The organism is Spirosoma sordidisoli, from assembly GCF_004138325.1.
Taxonomy (GTDB): domain Bacteria; phylum Bacteroidota; class Bacteroidia; order Cytophagales; family Spirosomataceae; genus Spirosoma; species Spirosoma sordidisoli.
Genome location: NZ_SBLB01000001.1, coordinates 1,777,169 through 1,791,715, shown reverse-complemented (window position 1 = coordinate 1,791,715; position 14,547 = coordinate 1,777,169). Strand labels below are relative to the sequence as shown.

16 protein-coding genes are annotated in these 14,547 nt (G+C 56.3%); 7 read left to right on the top strand and 9 right to left on the bottom strand.

From position 1 onward, the window contains the following. Positions 1-43: 43 nt before the first annotated feature. Positions 44-961: a gliding motility-associated ABC transporter ATP-binding subunit GldA gene (gene gldA, locus EQG79_RS07715; protein ID WP_129601007.1), complete on the bottom strand. Its 918-nt coding sequence runs from the start codon at positions 959-961 to the stop codon at positions 44-46. A 131-nt stretch (positions 962-1,092) separates the two neighbouring features. On the opposite strand from gldA, the gene EQG79_RS07710 reads away from it, so the two are divergent. Together EQG79_RS07710 and EQG79_RS07705 are read left to right on the top strand one after the other, a co-directional pair. Further along, positions 1,093-2,757: an amino acid permease gene (locus tag EQG79_RS07710; protein WP_077920683.1), complete on the top strand. Its 1,665-nt coding sequence runs from the start codon at positions 1,093-1,095 to the stop codon at positions 2,755-2,757. 62 nt (positions 2,758-2,819) lie between these two features. Continuing rightward, complete coding sequence (locus EQG79_RS07705) at positions 2,820-3,653, top strand: ion transporter (protein WP_129601006.1); 834 nt, start codon at positions 2,820-2,822, stop codon at positions 3,651-3,653. 24 nt (positions 3,654-3,677) lie between these two features. On the opposite strand, the gene EQG79_RS07700 is transcribed toward EQG79_RS07705, so the two are convergent. After that, a complete protein-coding gene (locus EQG79_RS07700; protein ID WP_129601005.1) occupies positions 3,678-4,406 on the bottom strand; it encodes a class I SAM-dependent methyltransferase in 729 nt (242 codons plus the stop codon). 160 nt (positions 4,407-4,566) lie between these two features. Here EQG79_RS07700 and EQG79_RS07695 point away from each other — a divergent pair, with 160 nt between their 5' ends. Continuing rightward, a complete protein-coding gene (locus EQG79_RS07695; RefSeq protein ID WP_077920686.1) occupies positions 4,567-4,971 on the top strand; it encodes a phage holin family protein in 405 nt (134 codons plus the stop codon). Between the two features lie 71 nt (positions 4,972-5,042). Here the strand turns inward: EQG79_RS07695 and EQG79_RS07690 are convergent, their stop codons facing one another. The 6 genes from EQG79_RS07690 to moeB form a co-directional block, all read right to left on the bottom strand. Then, positions 5,043-5,708 carry a zinc metallopeptidase gene (locus tag EQG79_RS07690; protein WP_077920687.1) on the bottom strand — a complete coding sequence of 222 codons (666 nt, stop codon included), beginning with the start codon at positions 5,706-5,708 and terminating at the stop codon, positions 5,043-5,045. Between the two features lie 225 nt (positions 5,709-5,933). Beyond that, positions 5,934-6,347, bottom strand: coding sequence for a DUF2147 domain-containing protein (locus tag EQG79_RS07685; RefSeq protein ID WP_236648693.1), 414 nt, complete (start codon positions 6,345-6,347; stop codon positions 5,934-5,936). A gap of 148 nt (positions 6,348-6,495) precedes the next feature. After that, entirely contained in the window at positions 6,496-6,975 is a 480-nt protein-coding gene (rfaE2, locus tag EQG79_RS07680) for a D-glycero-beta-D-manno-heptose 1-phosphate adenylyltransferase (RefSeq protein ID WP_129601004.1), read from the bottom strand. Positions 6,976-6,987: 12 nt separating this feature from the next. Next, positions 6,988-8,046, bottom strand: a complete 1,059-nt coding sequence (locus tag EQG79_RS07675; protein ID WP_077920690.1) for a lysylphosphatidylglycerol synthase transmembrane domain-containing protein — start codon at positions 8,044-8,046, stop codon at positions 6,988-6,990. Positions 8,047-8,118: 72 nt separating this feature from the next. Then, positions 8,119-8,472, bottom strand: coding sequence for an aspartate 1-decarboxylase (gene panD, locus EQG79_RS07670; RefSeq protein ID WP_129601003.1), 354 nt, complete (start codon positions 8,470-8,472; stop codon positions 8,119-8,121). Between the two features lie 105 nt (positions 8,473-8,577). Continuing rightward, entirely contained in the window at positions 8,578-9,717 is a 1,140-nt protein-coding gene (gene moeB / locus EQG79_RS07665) for a molybdopterin-synthase adenylyltransferase MoeB (RefSeq protein ID WP_129601002.1), read from the bottom strand. A 240-nt stretch (positions 9,718-9,957) separates the two neighbouring features. On the opposite strand from moeB, the gene EQG79_RS07660 reads away from it, so the two are divergent. Together EQG79_RS07660 and EQG79_RS07655 are read left to right on the top strand one after the other, a co-directional pair. After that, positions 9,958-10,683 carry a 3-keto-disaccharide hydrolase gene (locus EQG79_RS07660; protein ID WP_077920693.1) on the top strand — a complete coding sequence of 242 codons (726 nt, stop codon included), beginning with the start codon at positions 9,958-9,960 and terminating at the stop codon, positions 10,681-10,683. Positions 10,684-10,783: 100 nt separating this feature from the next. Further along, the gene (locus EQG79_RS07655) at positions 10,784-11,671 is read left to right on the top strand and encodes a hydroxypyruvate isomerase family protein (RefSeq protein ID WP_077920694.1); all 888 of its coding nucleotides are present in this window, start codon (positions 10,784-10,786) and stop codon (positions 11,669-11,671) included. Between the two features lie 71 nt (positions 11,672-11,742). Here EQG79_RS07655 and EQG79_RS07650 read toward each other — a convergent pair whose 3' ends face one another. Continuing rightward, positions 11,743-12,612, bottom strand: a complete 870-nt coding sequence (locus EQG79_RS07650; protein ID WP_129601168.1) for a glycosyltransferase family protein — start codon at positions 12,610-12,612, stop codon at positions 11,743-11,745. A 211-nt stretch (positions 12,613-12,823) separates the two neighbouring features. Between EQG79_RS07650 and EQG79_RS07645 the strand changes: the two genes are divergently transcribed. Continuing rightward, positions 12,824-14,032 carry an alpha/beta hydrolase family protein gene (locus EQG79_RS07645; protein WP_236648694.1) on the top strand — a complete coding sequence of 403 codons (1,209 nt, stop codon included), beginning with the start codon at positions 12,824-12,826 and terminating at the stop codon, positions 14,030-14,032. Between the two features lie 171 nt (positions 14,033-14,203). Further along, entirely contained in the window at positions 14,204-14,473 is a 270-nt protein-coding gene (locus tag EQG79_RS07640; protein WP_077920695.1) for an ArsR/SmtB family transcription factor, read from the top strand. The last annotated feature ends 74 nt before the right edge of the window (positions 14,474-14,547 follow it).

Sequence of the window (14,547 nt, the reverse complement as noted above, 5' to 3'; positions counted from 1 at the left end):
CACAGCCAGCCCCTGTAGCCCCGGGGGGCGACATGTCAATGACCTATTTGGTCAACTCCTTGAAGATGCCTTCCAGCGAATTCTCCTGCTGACGTAACCCAACCAGTGTCAGGTTCTGATCGGCCGCCAGGCGGAAGATAGCCGCCCGCAGATCGGTATTGGGGCCGGCCGTGACGCGATACAGGCCTTTGCCCAGCGGCTCGACCCGCTCAACCCCCGACAGGTTCATCAGAACATCGGCCGTAGCCAGCTCGCTCTCGAACTCGGCAATCACCACAACCCCGGCCCCCGCCGACGCCCCCCGAAGCTGGCTTAGCGGTCCGTCGGCAACGATCTGCCCCCGGTTGATGATGACCACCCGGTCGCAGACGGCTTCGACCTCCTGCATGATATGGGTCGAGAACAACACCGTTTTGTCGCGGCCGGCCTCGCGGATAACCTGCCGGATTTCGGCCAGCTGGTTCGGGTCGAGGCCGGTAGTGGGTTCGTCGAGGATCAGCACGGGCGGGTTGTGAAGAAGTGCCTGCGCCAGACCGACCCGTTGCCGATAGCCTTTTGATAACTGACCGATGCGTTTATGCTGCTCGCGGCCCAGGCCCACCCGCTCAATCATATCGGCAATGCGCCGACTCAGGTCAACTCCGCCCAGGCCATGGAGCGAGCCCGCAAAGCGCAGGTACTCCTTCACGTACATATCGAGGTACAAGGGGTTGTGTTCGGGCAGGTAGCCAACGCTCCGGCGCACGTCCATCGGCTGGGTGCGCACGTCGAAGCCGTTCACGTCGACCGTGCCGTCGGTAGGGGGCAGGTAACCCGTCGCAATTTTCATGGTCGTTGACTTACCCGCGCCATTGGGACCGAGAAAACCGACGATCTCGCCCGGCTGGGCAACCAGCGAAATCTGATTGACTGCTTTTTGCTGACCATATACCTTGGTCAAATTCTGAACACGGATCGACATGGATACGACTAAATTGGCCTGACCAGGTTGACTATTGCAGCCTCTGGTACGAATGTAACGTACAAAAAACCGGAAAGTATCTCTATTTTTAGCGGTTTAACGCAAATAGGCACCGTTTTTCTGATCGATACATGTCTCTTCTCCGTAAAAAAACCGTAACGCAAATTTTGAGTGATGCCGCCGAAGGCGATTCCGGCAAGCTGGTAAAGACGCTGGGCGTACGCGACCTGACTTCGTTCGGCATTGCGGCTATTATCGGAGCCGGTATTTTCAGTACCATCGGGCTGGCGAGCTATAACGGCGGCCCGGCGGTGTCGCTGCTGTTTGTCTTTACGGCCATCGCCTGCGTCTTTACGGCCCTTAGCTACGCCCAGTTTGCCAGTACGGTACCCGTCAGCGGCAGCGCCTACACCTACGCCTACGTTGCCTTCGGGGAGATCTTCGCCTGGATCATTGGCTGGGCGCTTATTCTGGAGTATGCCGTCTCGAACATGGTAGTGGCCATTTCGTGGTCCGAGTATTTCACGTCGATGCTCAGCGGATTCGGCATTACCTTTCCCAAATACCTGGCTACGGACTACGGCTCGGCCTCTCGGGCGTTTGCGCTGGTTGAGCAGACCCGGCAGGCGGGCACCCCGCTCGATACCCTTCCGGAGAATACGCGCGTGCTGGCGGATGCGTACGCGCAGGCCCCTCAGCTGGGCGATCTGCACCTGATTGCCAACCTGCCGGCCGGGGCGGTTACGGTACTCATCACGGCGCTGGTCTACATTGGTATCAAAGAATCACGCACCGCCAGCAACATTCTGGTGGTGCTGAAGCTGGCCGTTATCGGCCTGGTGATTGGGGTTGGGGCCTTTTACGTAAAACCCGCCAACTGGTCACCGTTTGCGCCGAATGGAGTAGCGGGTGTACTGAGCGGAGTAGCGTCGGTATTTTTTGCCTTTATCGGCTTCGACTCGATTTCCACAACGGCCGAAGAGTGTAAGAACCCCCAGCGCGATCTGCCCCGGGCCATGCTCTACTGCCTGGCTATCTGTACCGTGCTGTACGTGCTGATTACCCTCGTACTGACCGGTATGGTTAATTACAAAGAGTTGGGCGTGAGCGACCCGCTGGCCTACGTGTTCCAGAAAGTAAATCTGGACTTTGTGGCGGGGGTTATTTCGGTGAGTGCCGTAGTGGCTATTACGAGTGCGCTGCTGGTGTATCAGCTGGGTCAGCCCCGTATCTGGATGACCATGAGCCGCGACGGTCTGCTCTGGAAACGGTTTGCCACCATCCACCCGCGTTACAAAACGCCTTCGTTCGCCACGATCGTTACCGGGTTTCTGGTGGCGGTGCCGTCTATGTTTATGGACCTTAAGTTCTTCGTCGATCTGACCAGCGTCGGTACGTTCTTCGCGTTTATTCTGGTTTGCGGAGGTATTCTGTACCTGGATGCCAAGGGGCTGTCGGGACAGTCGAAATTTCGGGTGCCTTACATCAACGGAAAATATACGATTGGCGCCCTGCTAATTCTGGCTTTTGGCTATGCCCTGACCGGCGCTAACCTGCTGGAGCACATGGAAGCCAAACCGCTGCTGTTCGTTTTCTGGGGTACCTGGGCGGTGCTGGCTGTACAGGGGTTCCGGTATAACTTTTCATTGCTGCCGGTTGTTGGTGTACTGACCAACCTGTACCTGATGACCGAGCTGGGGGCCAGCAACTGGCTGATCTTCGTCGGCTGGCTGGCCATCGGACTGGTTATCTATTTTTCGTACGGATTCCGGAAGAGCAAGCTGGCTACCGCCTAACCGCCCGACGGGGGCTGAGCCAGCCCGAAATCCGCTACCCGGCCCTCGTTATCCCCGACTGTATGAACCGTTCTGACTCCCGGCAACCGGATGCCCACTGGCGGGTTCGCTTACACGAAATCATCTTCGAGGCCGACACGCCCGCCGGACGTGCTTTCGATATTGTTCTGATCGGGAGCATTTTGCTGAGTGTGCTGGTAGTCATGCTCGAGAGCGTGGCCAGTATCCGGGCCAGTTATGGTCAGGTTCTGATCCGGATCGAGTGGTTCTTCACCCTACTCTTCACGATCGAGTATATACTGCGGCTGATCAGCGTCAGGCGTCCGCTGCGGTACATGCTCAGCTTTTTTGGCTTCGTCGATATCCTGGCGCTGCTGCCAACGTACCTGAGCCTGATTCTGCCCGGTAGCCAGTACCTGTTCACCATTCGGATTCTGCGGTTGCTGCGGGTGTTCCGCGTCCTGAAACTCTCCGAATACCTCTCCGAAGCATTCGTTCTGACCAGCGCGCTTAAAGCCAGTCAGCGGAAGATCAGCGTCTTTATCCTGACCATTCTGTCGCTGGTGGTGGTGATCGGCTCGATCATGTACATGGTAGAGGGCGAAGAAAACGGCTTCGACAGCATCCCGACCAGTATATACTGGGCTATTGTAACCCTCACCACCGTTGGGTACGGCGACCTGTCTCCTCAGACGCCCTGGGGAAAAGCGCTGGCCTCGCTGGTTATGGTCATGGGCTACGGCATCATTGCCGTACCGACCGGCATCGTTACGGTCGAGATCTCGCAGGCCGCCCTGAAAGCCCGCCAGGCAACCACCCAGTCGTGTCCGGTTTGTGGGTCAGAGGGGCACGACTCCGACGCTGTTTTCTGCAAATACTGCGGCAACCACCTCTAGCCGGCTCGAGCCAGGGAAACGGGCTTATTTCCCGAAAAACATGATGTGCTGCTGCGGCAGTCGTTTGTCGTTCCTGAGGAGCCGCAGCCCGACGGCTTTCATCTCTTTGGTAGCCTGCGCCACGCTGAGCTTGTGGAGTTCCTTGATGGGCACGCTGGGGTCTTCGGCCCGGTACTCGACCAGCACAACGCGCCCGCCCGGTTTCAGGGCCGTGGCAATGTGCTGCATCATCTCGCGCGGGTACGAAAACTCGTGGTATGCATCGATCAGAATAGCCAGATCGACGCTATTGGCCGTCAGCTTCGGATCGGATTCGGTACCGAGTACGGGGGTTACATTCCGGATCTTTCGGCTGGTTTTGCCTTCGTTCAGGTAGTCGATCATCTCTTGCTGGATATCGACCGCCAGAACCTGCCCCTGCGGTACTTTGGGCGCCATCAGGAAAGTGAAATAACCCGTTCCGGCCCCGATATCGGCCACCACATCGGCTGGCTTCAGGCTGAGGGCTTCGAGCAGCAGGTCGGTTCGTTCTTCCTGTTCCCGCTCCGGCCGGTCGAGCCACGACGCGCCGAGGTGACCCATAACCTGCGCAATCTCGCGTCCCTGATACCGTTTGCCAATGCCGTCGCGGCTGGCTTCGCCAAACTGGTAAAACCGGGTCGAGTCGGTAGAAGGGCGGGTCGTGGTCTGTTGCGACGATCCCTGCCCGCAGGCCATCAGGGAGGTGACCAGAAAAATCAGAAGACGGTACATGAGCAGAGGGGTTTGCCGAGTAAAACCGCTAAACCAACCCAATTGATTTGGAAAAAAGCAGAACCGGATCGGTACCGGTAACTGACCCGGCGTCGGCGCCAGTCGAACAACTCGCGCTCAATCAGGTTGTTTTGCTGAAAACAACACGAACGGTTCCCCTATGAATCTGATACTACACTTACTCATTGACGCCGGCGTTATTTTTGGCCTGGCGTATTTCATGCCCCAGATTGATGTGAAAAACTTCGGTACGGCGCTGCTTATTGCGGTGCTGCTGGGACTGCTTAACTTCTTCCTGGGCTGGATCATCCGCTTCCCGCTGAACCTCGTCACCTTTTTCCTGCTGACAGGGCTGGTACGGATCGTGGTTACGGCTCTCCTGCTCAAACTCATTGACAGCTTCCTGGATAGCTTCACCATTCGGGGGTTCTGGCCCGCGCTGGTCATTGCCCTGGTGGTGGCGGTGGTAGGTTCCCTGATCGACCGGCAGGCCCCCACGCCCGAAATGGTTGAGTCGGGGTACGTGGTGATCCGACAGGCGGTGGCTGCCCTCCAGCTGGCGTAGTCAATGCCCCAACAAACAGAAAAGCCTCACCCATATCGGGCGAGGCTTTTCTGTTTGTTGACCAGTCTGGATTAGTCGCTCCGGCGACCACCCAGCAGCAGGCTGGCGTAATACAATAACGTGGCCAGTGAACCCAGAGCGGCAACTACGTAGGTCATAGCGGCCCACCAGAGGGCGTCTTTCGCGAAACCATATTCACGCTGGTTCACGACGCCGTTAGTCTGAATCCAGGCCAGGGCCCGTTTGCTGGCGTCGAACTCGACCGGCAGCGTTACAAACGCAAACAGCGTGGTCAGCGCGAACAACCCTACGCCAATGGCCAGGGGCAGGGGCGTGGTTTGTAGCAACAGTACCCCGGCCAGCAGTACCCACTGCAGGTAGCGCGACGAAACAGTCAGCACGGGCACCATGGCCGACCGGAACTGCAGAGGGCCGTAAGCTACCTTGTGTTGCACCGCGTGTCCGCATTCGTGAGCCGCTACGGCCGCAGCCGCTACGCTTCGCCCGTAGTAGACATCGGCGCTGAGGTTTACCGTTTTATCCTGCGGGTTATAGTGGTCGGTGAGCATACCCTCTACCGACAGCACGCGCACATCGTAAATGCCGTTCTGATTCAGCATCTGCTGGGCTATTTCGGCTCCGCTCAGCCCGTTACTCAGGCCAACTTGTGAATATTCGTTGAACTTGCTCCGCAGCCGCCAGCTTACAAAAGCACTGGCGCCGAAGATCAAAATCATAATTAACCAAATGGATGACATCGTTCGTTAGTCAGGTTTGTGGTTTCAATTGCCGGGCAACTTAATGACCCATCGATAGTAAAACAACGATTTATACCAAAAAGTATCCCGGCCTTTTTGCCATTTATCCGGTGCTACCGCCGTTTGGCAGGCTGGTAACACAAACGCCCTGCCTTTTTTAAGGACAGAGCGTTGAGGAAATTCTCGTCTAAACGGAGCGCAGACCTACGACGGGCGAGTCAGCGTAAACTCCTTATGAATCCACTTAAAGCCTTTATAAACCTTGACCCGCAGGGTACGGGGGTCTTCCAGATTCAGTTCAACGCCGAAGCGGTTACCGGTTCTGGGATGAATCAGTTCGCCCCCCGACCAGACTTGCCCATCGAACGACAGATTGCTCATCAGTAGCTGGTTTTTCGTAACGCCAAACTGTTGTTTACCGGTTGAACTGACATCGGCCATGCGGCCAAAGTACTGATTGCCAGATCGGTATATTTCAACGCTCGACCCCTTGGCCGGAAAGAGCCAGCGCCCCAGAATCTGATCGCCGGAGGGGCCGGCTGACGACTGAACGGCCATCGGCCAAACGACCAGCAGGACCAGAACAAGCAGGGTGAATCGAGTTTTTTGTAAGGTCATCCGTATGTTGTTGTCTATGTAGAAATCTACACTCTGATAACTGTATTAAAGCCATCAGGATTTTAAAGTTAGACAACTTGGGATGCAAGTTCCACTACATCAGTAGATTAAATTTTTATTAGAATCTACCGAAATACTACTAATTCGTCTAATAACTGCTCTTGATTCGTTCAATCAGTTTGGTGGTCGAGTAGCCCGGAACGAGGGCAATGGTTTCGACGCGTCCGCCCCGCCCGAGAACAAAATCAGCCCCCACAATCGTAGCCACGCTATAGTCGTCGCCCTTGACGAGGATGTCGGGTCGTACGGCCTCGATCAGTTCGAGAGGGGTAGGCTCGCCAAAGAGGGTTACCGCATCGACGAAGGCCAGAGCCGCCATGAGCCGGGCCCGGGCGTACTCATTCACGACCGGCCGCAGGGGGCCTTTGATGCAGCTCACCGACGCATCGGTATTCAAGCCCAAAATCAGCCGGTCGCCCAGCTGGCGGGCCTTTTCGAGGTAGTCGATATGGCCCAGGTGAACAATATCGAAGCAGCCGTTTGTAAATACGATCTGCTCGCCGTTGGCGCGCCACTGATCGGCCTGCTGAATGGCCTCGTCGCGGGAAAGAATTTTACGTTCAGTCATACGGGAAAACGATTACCGCTCCAGGTTAATGGGGTTGGTATCGGGTAAAGAAGCGGATGAACTGACCACGCGGTTCCGGCGCAGCAGCACGACCAGCAGGGCCAGTACGCCCAGAATGATAATCATCAGCGTTGAAACGCCATGGATAAACGTAGCCAGAATCTGCCCGTCCTGCGCGGTGAGGCTATACAGCAGCGCTACCTGCCCAACCAGCAGGTGAAACGAGCCAATACCACCAGGCGTTGGCGCGGCCATGCCGAGCGTGCCGACCACCAGAATGGTCAGGCCGGCCAGCGGACCCAGATTGGCCGTGGCGGGCATGGCAAAGAAGAGCGTGTACGACATCAGGTAGTACATGGTCCAGATCAGGATCGTATGCAGCACAAAGGCACCCGGCCGGCGTAGTTTCCGTACGCTCAACAGCCCTTCGAGCAGGCCGACGACAAAACCGCTGATCTTCTGATAGAACGGCTGCCGCTCCAGGACAGCCCGGTACCGACGGAACAGAAACCAGCCCAGTAGCGCCAGCCCCACCAGCGTAGCAGCCGCCAGCACGAGTACGCCCGATCCGCCCCCGGCGCCCCCGTTCGGCAGTTTGCCGCCCAGAAACTCGATGAAGAACTGACTCAGCCGGTCAAACTCCAGGATGAAGGTGACGCCCAGCAGGATAAACAGCACCAGCACGTCGAACAGCCGCTCGGCCACTACCGTACCGAAGCTGACGTTGACGGGTACGTCGGCTAGCCGGTACAGGGTGCCGCAGCGGGCCACTTCACCCGCGCGGGGCAGGGCCATGTTGGCCAGATACCCGATCAGTACGCTCACCGTTGCCTCGACCGACGAAGGCCGCTGCGGAACAACCGGCTCCAGCAGCAGCCGCCAGCGCTCGGCCCGACTCCAGTGGGCCACCAGCGTAAGCACCATCGAGAGCATGACCCAGCGATAATCGGCCGCGCTGATTTTGGCCCACAGATCGGCTGCGTTCAGGTTACTCTGCCGGAAGGTGAACCAGAGCAGACCGCCCGCAATAGCCAGTGAGATGAGGTACTTCAGGATGTTTTTCAGATTCATACGGGAGGGAGCAAACGGGGTGTGTAAAAAAAGAGCGTAACCGTTCTGAGGGGCTACGCTCTGGGTGTTGGGTTAAACCGTTACAAGTTTGTTGTTATCATCAGGAAAAATGACCGTAGGCGTATGAGTGCGTGCCTCTTCGGCGGTCATCATGGCGTATGAAATAATAATGACAATATCGCCAACCTGGGCCCGTCGGGCGGCTGCCCCGTTCAGGCAGATAATGCCGCTACCGCGTTCTCCTTTGATGACATAGGTAATAAGCCGTTCGCCATTGTTATTATTGACGACATGCACCTGCTCATTCTCGAGCAGACCGGCGGCATCCATCAGGTCTTCGTCGATGGTGATGCTGCCGACGTAGTTTAACTCAGCCTGCGTTACGCGAACGCGGTGGAGTTTCGATTTCAGAATGTTGACAAACATGATTTGTTTACCGTTATGGCGCGGCAAAGGTACGACTAAAACAGTCGCAACAGGTACAGCCAGTAACCGTCGTATCAGGCCGCGCCGGTCATACGGGCCGTAGGATTAGTAAACGGCCATTTCGGGTTCGATCTCGCGAGCCCAGGCGTTGATACCGCCATCGAGGTTGTAGAGGTTGGTCAGGCCGTCCTGGGCGTAGAGATACTGCGCTACGTTGGCCGACCGGATGCCGTGATGGCAATAAACAACCACGGGTCGGTCGGTCGGAATGCGCTTGCGGTTGTTCGGGATCATACCCACCGGAATCAGCACTGCTCCGTCGAGGTGGCAGAGGTCGTACTCGGGGCGTTCGCGAACGTCGAGGAGGAAGATCGATTCGCCCTGGGCCAGCCGGTCGGCCAGCTCGGCCGGGGTTATTTTCTGCGGTCCCGAATCGACGGAGGCTGGTCGGGCTCCGGCTTTGCTGAGTCCCTGCTGAGCCAGTTCGTCGGCGTCGGCCCGGCGTTTGATTTTGACTTTCTGCTGCCCCATACTCAACACATCGATCATCAGCAGGTGTTCGTTCAGGGGTTGTCCGATCCCCGTGATCAGCTTGATCACCTCGCTGGCCTGATAGGTGCCGATCACCCCCGGCAGTACGCCCAGCACCCCCGTATCGTTACAGTTCGGAATCTCGATGGAGTTGGGTTCTTCCGGAAAGATACAGCGGTAGGTAGGGCCCCGGCCCCCGTCGGGCAGGCTGGCGTTCAGGACGGCTACCTGTCCCTCGAACCGATGGATGGCGCCGTAAACGAACGGTTTGCCGAGCAGCACACACATATCGTTGACCAGATACCGAACCGTGAAATTGTCCGTACAGTCGACAACAATATCGTACTTCTCGATGATGGAACGGGCATTCCCGATCTCGAGCGCCATGTTGTAGGTGTCGAAGGTAAGGTCGGGGTTGAGCCGGTTCAGGTGGCTGACTGCCATCTTGACCTTAGGCTTACCTACCTCGTCGGTGGTGTAGAGGACCTGCCGCTGCAGATTACTCAGGGCCACGACGTCAGGATCGATCAGGCCAATTGTACCAACACCGGCAGCGGTCAGATACAGCAGTACCGGACACCCCAGCCCACCAGCGCCTACAACGAGCACACGGGCGTTCTTGAGCCGTAGCTGACCGGCAGGGCCAAGTTCGGGCAGATTGAGGTGTTTTTGATAACGCTCTTTTTCGGCGGGAATCAGGGTAGTCGCTTCCATGAGATGATGATCGGGCAGCGCAATCTATTGTTGCTATAGTCCAACAGATTTTTCAGAACGAAAATTGCGTCGCTCCCATAAATTTCGATACCGGTACCTGCCGCTTACTGACAGACAGACGTATAGGGGAGAATTTCCGTTGATACGGGTATGAGCGGCCCGGTTGCCTCTTTTGTGTTTATACGAGCTACTGGTTTTTTCAGTAGTATTGTTCCGTAATAATCCTAACAAATCTCAACTATGAACTACCTGCGTGCTTCAGTTACCGCATTGGCTCTGGTACTGACCCTTGGTGGAACCCTGTTTGCCAACCCAACACCCGCTACGGCAATCCCTAAAAAAGGAAAATGGGAAACGCTGTTCGACGGGAAAACCCTGACCGGCTGGCACAATTACCTCAAAACGAACCAGCCTGTGTCGAGCAACTGGGTCGTTGACGACGGCGCGATTCATTTTGCCGGTGGCCGGGGTGGTGGTGACCTCGTCAGCGATAAAGAGTACGGTAACTTCGAACTGGAAATCGAGTGGAAAATTGCCGAAGGGGGCAATAGTGGCATCATCTACCACGTAAACGAAGATCCGAAGTTCAAAGCTACCTACAATACCGGCCCTGAAATGCAGGTGCTGGACAACGAGCGTCATCCCGATGCTAAGATGGGCCGCGATGGCAACCGCACGGCCGGTGCGCTGTACGATATCCAGAAGCCGATCACGATGAACACCGCCAAACCGGCCGGTGAGTGGAACAAAGCCCGGCTGGTCGTTAATAACGGTCGCGCCGAGCATTACCTGAACGGTAAAAAAGTAGCCGACTACCCAACCAGCGGGCCCGAGTGGGACGCTATGGTCGCGCAGAGCAAATTCAAGGGCTGGGAAGGCTTCAACAAATTCCCGACCGGTCGTATTGCCCTTCAGGATCACGGCGACAAGGTCTGGTACCGCAACATCCGAATCCGGGAACTCTAGTACTAAACCAGTTGCGCCGGTGTTGATACCAGCTCATCCTAGCGAGACGCAACCGATTGGCAACATCAGTCGGTTGCGTTGCTACGTAAAACCTACCAACATGATTCGCCGAACGGCCCTCCGAACCTTAACCGGTACCGCCCTTGCGCTACCCGCCCTGACTGAATCGCTTGCTGCTTCTATGAATACGTCACAAACCGACCTGTCTCCCAGCGGAGCTACAGCGCTGAAAGGGCGCATTAACCATTCGGTATGCAAATGGTGCTACGGCAAAATTCCGCTCGACGAGTTTTGCAAGTCTGCCAAAGAAATTGGCCTCACATCCATTGAACTGCTGGGACCTGATGAGTGGCCCACCCTCAAAAAATATGGCCTGACCTGCGCCCTGCCGCAGGGGGCCGGGCTCGGCATTGAACGCGGTTTCAACGACCCCAAGCTACACGATGAGCTGGTGGCCAGCTACGAAGCCATCTTCCCGAAACTGAAGGCAGCCGGCTACAAAACGGTTATCTGTTTCTCGGGCAACCGGCGCGGCATGAGTGACGAAGAAGGCGCTAAAAACTGCGCTACGGGTCTGAAACGCCTAATGCCCAGCGCCGAAAAGCACGGCATCACCATGATCATGGAACTGCTCAACAGCAAGGTCGATCACAAAGATTACATGTGCGACCATACGGCCTGGGGCGTGGAGGTTTGCAAACAGGTTGGCTCGGAGAACTTTAAACTGCTGTACGACATCTACCATATGCAGATTATGGAGGGCGATATTATCCGAACCATCCGTAAATACAGCCAGTACATTGGCCATTACCATACCGGCGGCAACCCCGGGCGGAACGAAATCGACGAATCGCAGGAGATTTACTACCCGGCCGTGATGAAAGCCATCGTGGAGACGGGCTACAAAGGGTTTGTGGCGCAGGAGTTTATCCCCAAACGCGACCCGCTCACCAGCCTGAAAGAAGCCGTTCTGCTGTGTGACGTTTAACTAAAGAACTGAAAAAGGGGGGCGGGTCAGTAACGTAGTCAATCGACTGCTTTACTGACCCGTCCCCCTTTTTATAGTTTGTAATTCTTGTACTCGCCAATGCGCCAGCCGGTCAGTTTCTCGATAAAGGTTAGGAAGCGGACGCGGGGCGTATACCGTTTCTGACGGGTGTCGAAGGTGAAAGGCCAGTTCAGCCGGTCTACCCGGGCCTGCATGACGGCGGGGTGGGTACCGGTAAATGGCGCCAGCGAATCGATCTGGCTATAATCAAACACATCGGCGCCGGCGTTGGCTTTGTCGATGGTGGTGCTGCTGTGCCAGAACTGGTTGGCGTTGCGGAGCCGTTTCCGCTGGGTTTCGGGCGGCTTCACCCAGCCGTAGTGGTAAATCCAGGCATCGATCAGGCGAACCCGCAGTTTTTTATTCTCGCGCGTGCGGAATCCCTGCGCGTCCCGGTACGAAGCTACATTACCCGTGTTGCGAACCACGCGTATCTCGCGCCGGTACCACCGGCGCGAGTCGCCGATATAGCTGTAGGAGCCGTAGAAATGCAGGTAGTTGAACAGAAGGCCGTCTACGCTGGTATCGTTCAGGTAGGTTTCCATCGCCTGGCGAACGACCGGAATATACTGTTCGTGCAGCACCTCGTCGCCCTGAATATAAAACGCCCAGTCGGCATCGGATGAAACCGCAGCCAGGGCTTTGTCGGTTTCCAGCGCCAGCACCCGGCCGCCCGCACGGGCCGTATCGTCCCAGACGGTATGGATGATCCGGATTTTATCAGACGGAATGGCTTCGATCAGGGCGAGGGTTTCATCGTCGGACTGGCCCACGGCTACTACAAACTCATCGCAGAGCGGCAGTACAGAGGTGATGGCTTCCACGATAGGATAGTCGTACTGGATGGCGTTCCGAATGAAGGTGAAACCGGCTACTTTCATGAAATAAGCGAGAAGAAAGCACAAAGGTACTACGCCCCCGCTGATTCTGTCCAGCCGGCCGCGTCAAGTTCGCCCCGCTGTCAGACCCGCTCACCAACAGATTTCCGCTGCTCACCTATAATCGGCAGAAAACAGACCGAAAACGAATGCATATTTGTAGGTAATCTGATCGCTTATTTCCTCTGCAACCTTGTCAAATCGTTCTAATCATATGATCTCTACCGTAAAGTCATTCCGGTACGTCTGGGTACTCTGGCTGGCTGTGGTGCTGACCGCCTGCGACAACAGCACGACCGATACGCCGACCCCGCAAAACCAGTACCTGGTTGGGAATTCTCAAATTGCCCAGCTGACCAAAGAGCAGGTTGTAACCCAGCTCAGCCCGTTCAGCGCACAGCTGGGCGGTGGTATTCCGATTGCCAGTTTTATCCAGTACGGCTGCACGGTTCACCGTATCACCTACAAAACCAAAAACGTCGACGGCACCGACATTACGGCCTCGGGGGCGGTGCTGGTACCTACCAGAACCGGTGCTTTCTCGGCCATCAGCGTTCAGCACGGTACAATCTTCGACGAAAAAGAAGCGCCTTCGTACTTTGTGGCCGGGGGCGAGTCGGCTACGGTGGGCGTGCTGGGAGCCGCGCTGGGCTACCTGGTTATTTACCCTGACTACATCGGCTACGGCGAAAGCAAGCAGGTGCCGCATCCCTACGAACACCGTAAAACCCTGGCCTCATCGACCTATGACATGATTCAGGCCACCCGCGAGTTCTGTACCGCCAACAACATCAGCTGGAACAACAACCTGTACCTGTCGGGCTACTCGCAGGGGGGCGGAGCGACGATGGCGCTGCAGCAGAAGATGGAAACCGAAAATTCGCAGCCCTTTACGCTCAAAGCCGTTAGCGCCGGAGCCGGAGCCTACGATAAGCTCAACTTCACCAAATTCGTGCTGGGAAGCCCTACCTCCGGCTTGCCCCTGGCCAACAGCCAGTACCTGTGGGTCATGACGACCTACAACCGGATTTATAACCTGAACCGGCCCCTGTCGTTCTTCCTGAAAGAGCCGTATGCGAGCCGGGTACAGACCCAGGGGGTTCTGGCTACTATCGACGTCAGCTTCAACCAGGCCGCCACGGATGGGTTCAAGAACGGTATCCTGAACGGTACCGACACCGAATTCATCAACGCGCTGAAAGATAACGATACGTACAATTTCGTGCCCAAAACGCCGACCCTGCTCATCTACGGCACCGCCGACCAGCAGGTCTATCCGCTCAATAGCGAGAATGCCTTCAACGCCATGAAGCAAAAAGGCGCCACTACGGTCCAGCTGTTCCCGCTGCAGGGGCAGTCGCACGCGAGCGCTATTCCGGGTTACCTGCTGCAAACGCTTCAGTTCTTCGCCAGTATACCGTAAAGCCCAAACCGGTCGTTGTCTGCTTTGTGAGTCTACGGCAGACAGCGACCGGCTGATTATCAGCCACGGAAACCGCTGGCGTTCAGGCAGGCACTATACGTCGCTGGATTTTGTTCGTTTATAGATAATTTGTTTCTTCGTCATTAGTTGGGGACGAAGCCCCTCGTAACTATGGAACACCGGTTTGTTGAAAAAGCCACGGGCGCTATTGCTGATAAATACCGCCTGTCCATCTTGCTGGAGCTGTCAGACAAAGGCAGCATGACCTGCACCGATATTCAGGAACTGACCGGGCTGTCGCAACCCTGCGTGTCGCACCATGTCAAGCAGCTTACCGAGAGCGGCCTGGTTAACGCACGCAAGGAAGGCCGAAATCTGTACCTGTCGCTCAATAAGGAGTCGTTGCAGCAGTTATCCGGCTTCCTGGAGAAGCTGGGCTAAAATTTTATCCGCAAACATTCAAACTTTTAAATATTTGGTTGTGTTGACAGAAGGTATTCACGGAGTTATACCGT

What these genes read in the sequence shown, in the direction of transcription:
- gldA (WP_129601007.1), bottom strand. Translation starts at nt 961, where the DNA reads ATGTCGATCCGTGTTCAGAATTTGACCAAGGTATATGGTCAGCAAAAA.
- EQG79_RS07710 (WP_077920683.1), top strand. Translation starts at nt 1,093, where the DNA reads ATGTCTCTTCTCCGTAAAAAAACCGTAACGCAAATTTTGAGTGATGCC.
- EQG79_RS07705 (WP_129601006.1), top strand. Translation starts at nt 2,820, where the DNA reads ATGAACCGTTCTGACTCCCGGCAACCGGATGCCCACTGGCGGGTTCGC.
- EQG79_RS07700 (WP_129601005.1), bottom strand. Translation starts at nt 4,406, where the DNA reads ATGTACCGTCTTCTGATTTTTCTGGTCACCTCCCTGATGGCCTGCGGG.
- EQG79_RS07695 (WP_077920686.1), top strand. Translation starts at nt 4,567, where the DNA reads ATGAATCTGATACTACACTTACTCATTGACGCCGGCGTTATTTTTGGC.
- EQG79_RS07690 (WP_077920687.1), bottom strand. Translation starts at nt 5,708, where the DNA reads ATGATTTTGATCTTCGGCGCCAGTGCTTTTGTAAGCTGGCGGCTGCGG.
- EQG79_RS07685 (WP_236648693.1), bottom strand. Translation starts at nt 6,347, where the DNA reads ATGACCTTACAAAAAACTCGATTCACCCTGCTTGTTCTGGTCCTGCTG.
- rfaE2 (WP_129601004.1), bottom strand. Translation starts at nt 6,975, where the DNA reads ATGACTGAACGTAAAATTCTTTCCCGCGACGAGGCCATTCAGCAGGCC.
- EQG79_RS07675 (WP_077920690.1), bottom strand. Translation starts at nt 8,046, where the DNA reads ATGAATCTGAAAAACATCCTGAAGTACCTCATCTCACTGGCTATTGCG.
- panD (WP_129601003.1), bottom strand. Translation starts at nt 8,472, where the DNA reads ATGTTTGTCAACATTCTGAAATCGAAACTCCACCGCGTTCGCGTAACG.
- moeB (WP_129601002.1), bottom strand. Translation starts at nt 9,717, where the DNA reads ATGGAAGCGACTACCCTGATTCCCGCCGAAAAAGAGCGTTATCAAAAA.
- EQG79_RS07660 (WP_077920693.1), top strand. Translation starts at nt 9,958, where the DNA reads ATGAACTACCTGCGTGCTTCAGTTACCGCATTGGCTCTGGTACTGACC.
- EQG79_RS07655 (WP_077920694.1), top strand. Translation starts at nt 10,784, where the DNA reads ATGATTCGCCGAACGGCCCTCCGAACCTTAACCGGTACCGCCCTTGCG.
- EQG79_RS07650 (WP_129601168.1), bottom strand. Translation starts at nt 12,612, where the DNA reads ATGAAAGTAGCCGGTTTCACCTTCATTCGGAACGCCATCCAGTACGAC.
- EQG79_RS07645 (WP_236648694.1), top strand. Translation starts at nt 12,824, where the DNA reads ATGATCTCTACCGTAAAGTCATTCCGGTACGTCTGGGTACTCTGGCTG.
- EQG79_RS07640 (WP_077920695.1), top strand. Translation starts at nt 14,204, where the DNA reads ATGGAACACCGGTTTGTTGAAAAAGCCACGGGCGCTATTGCTGATAAA.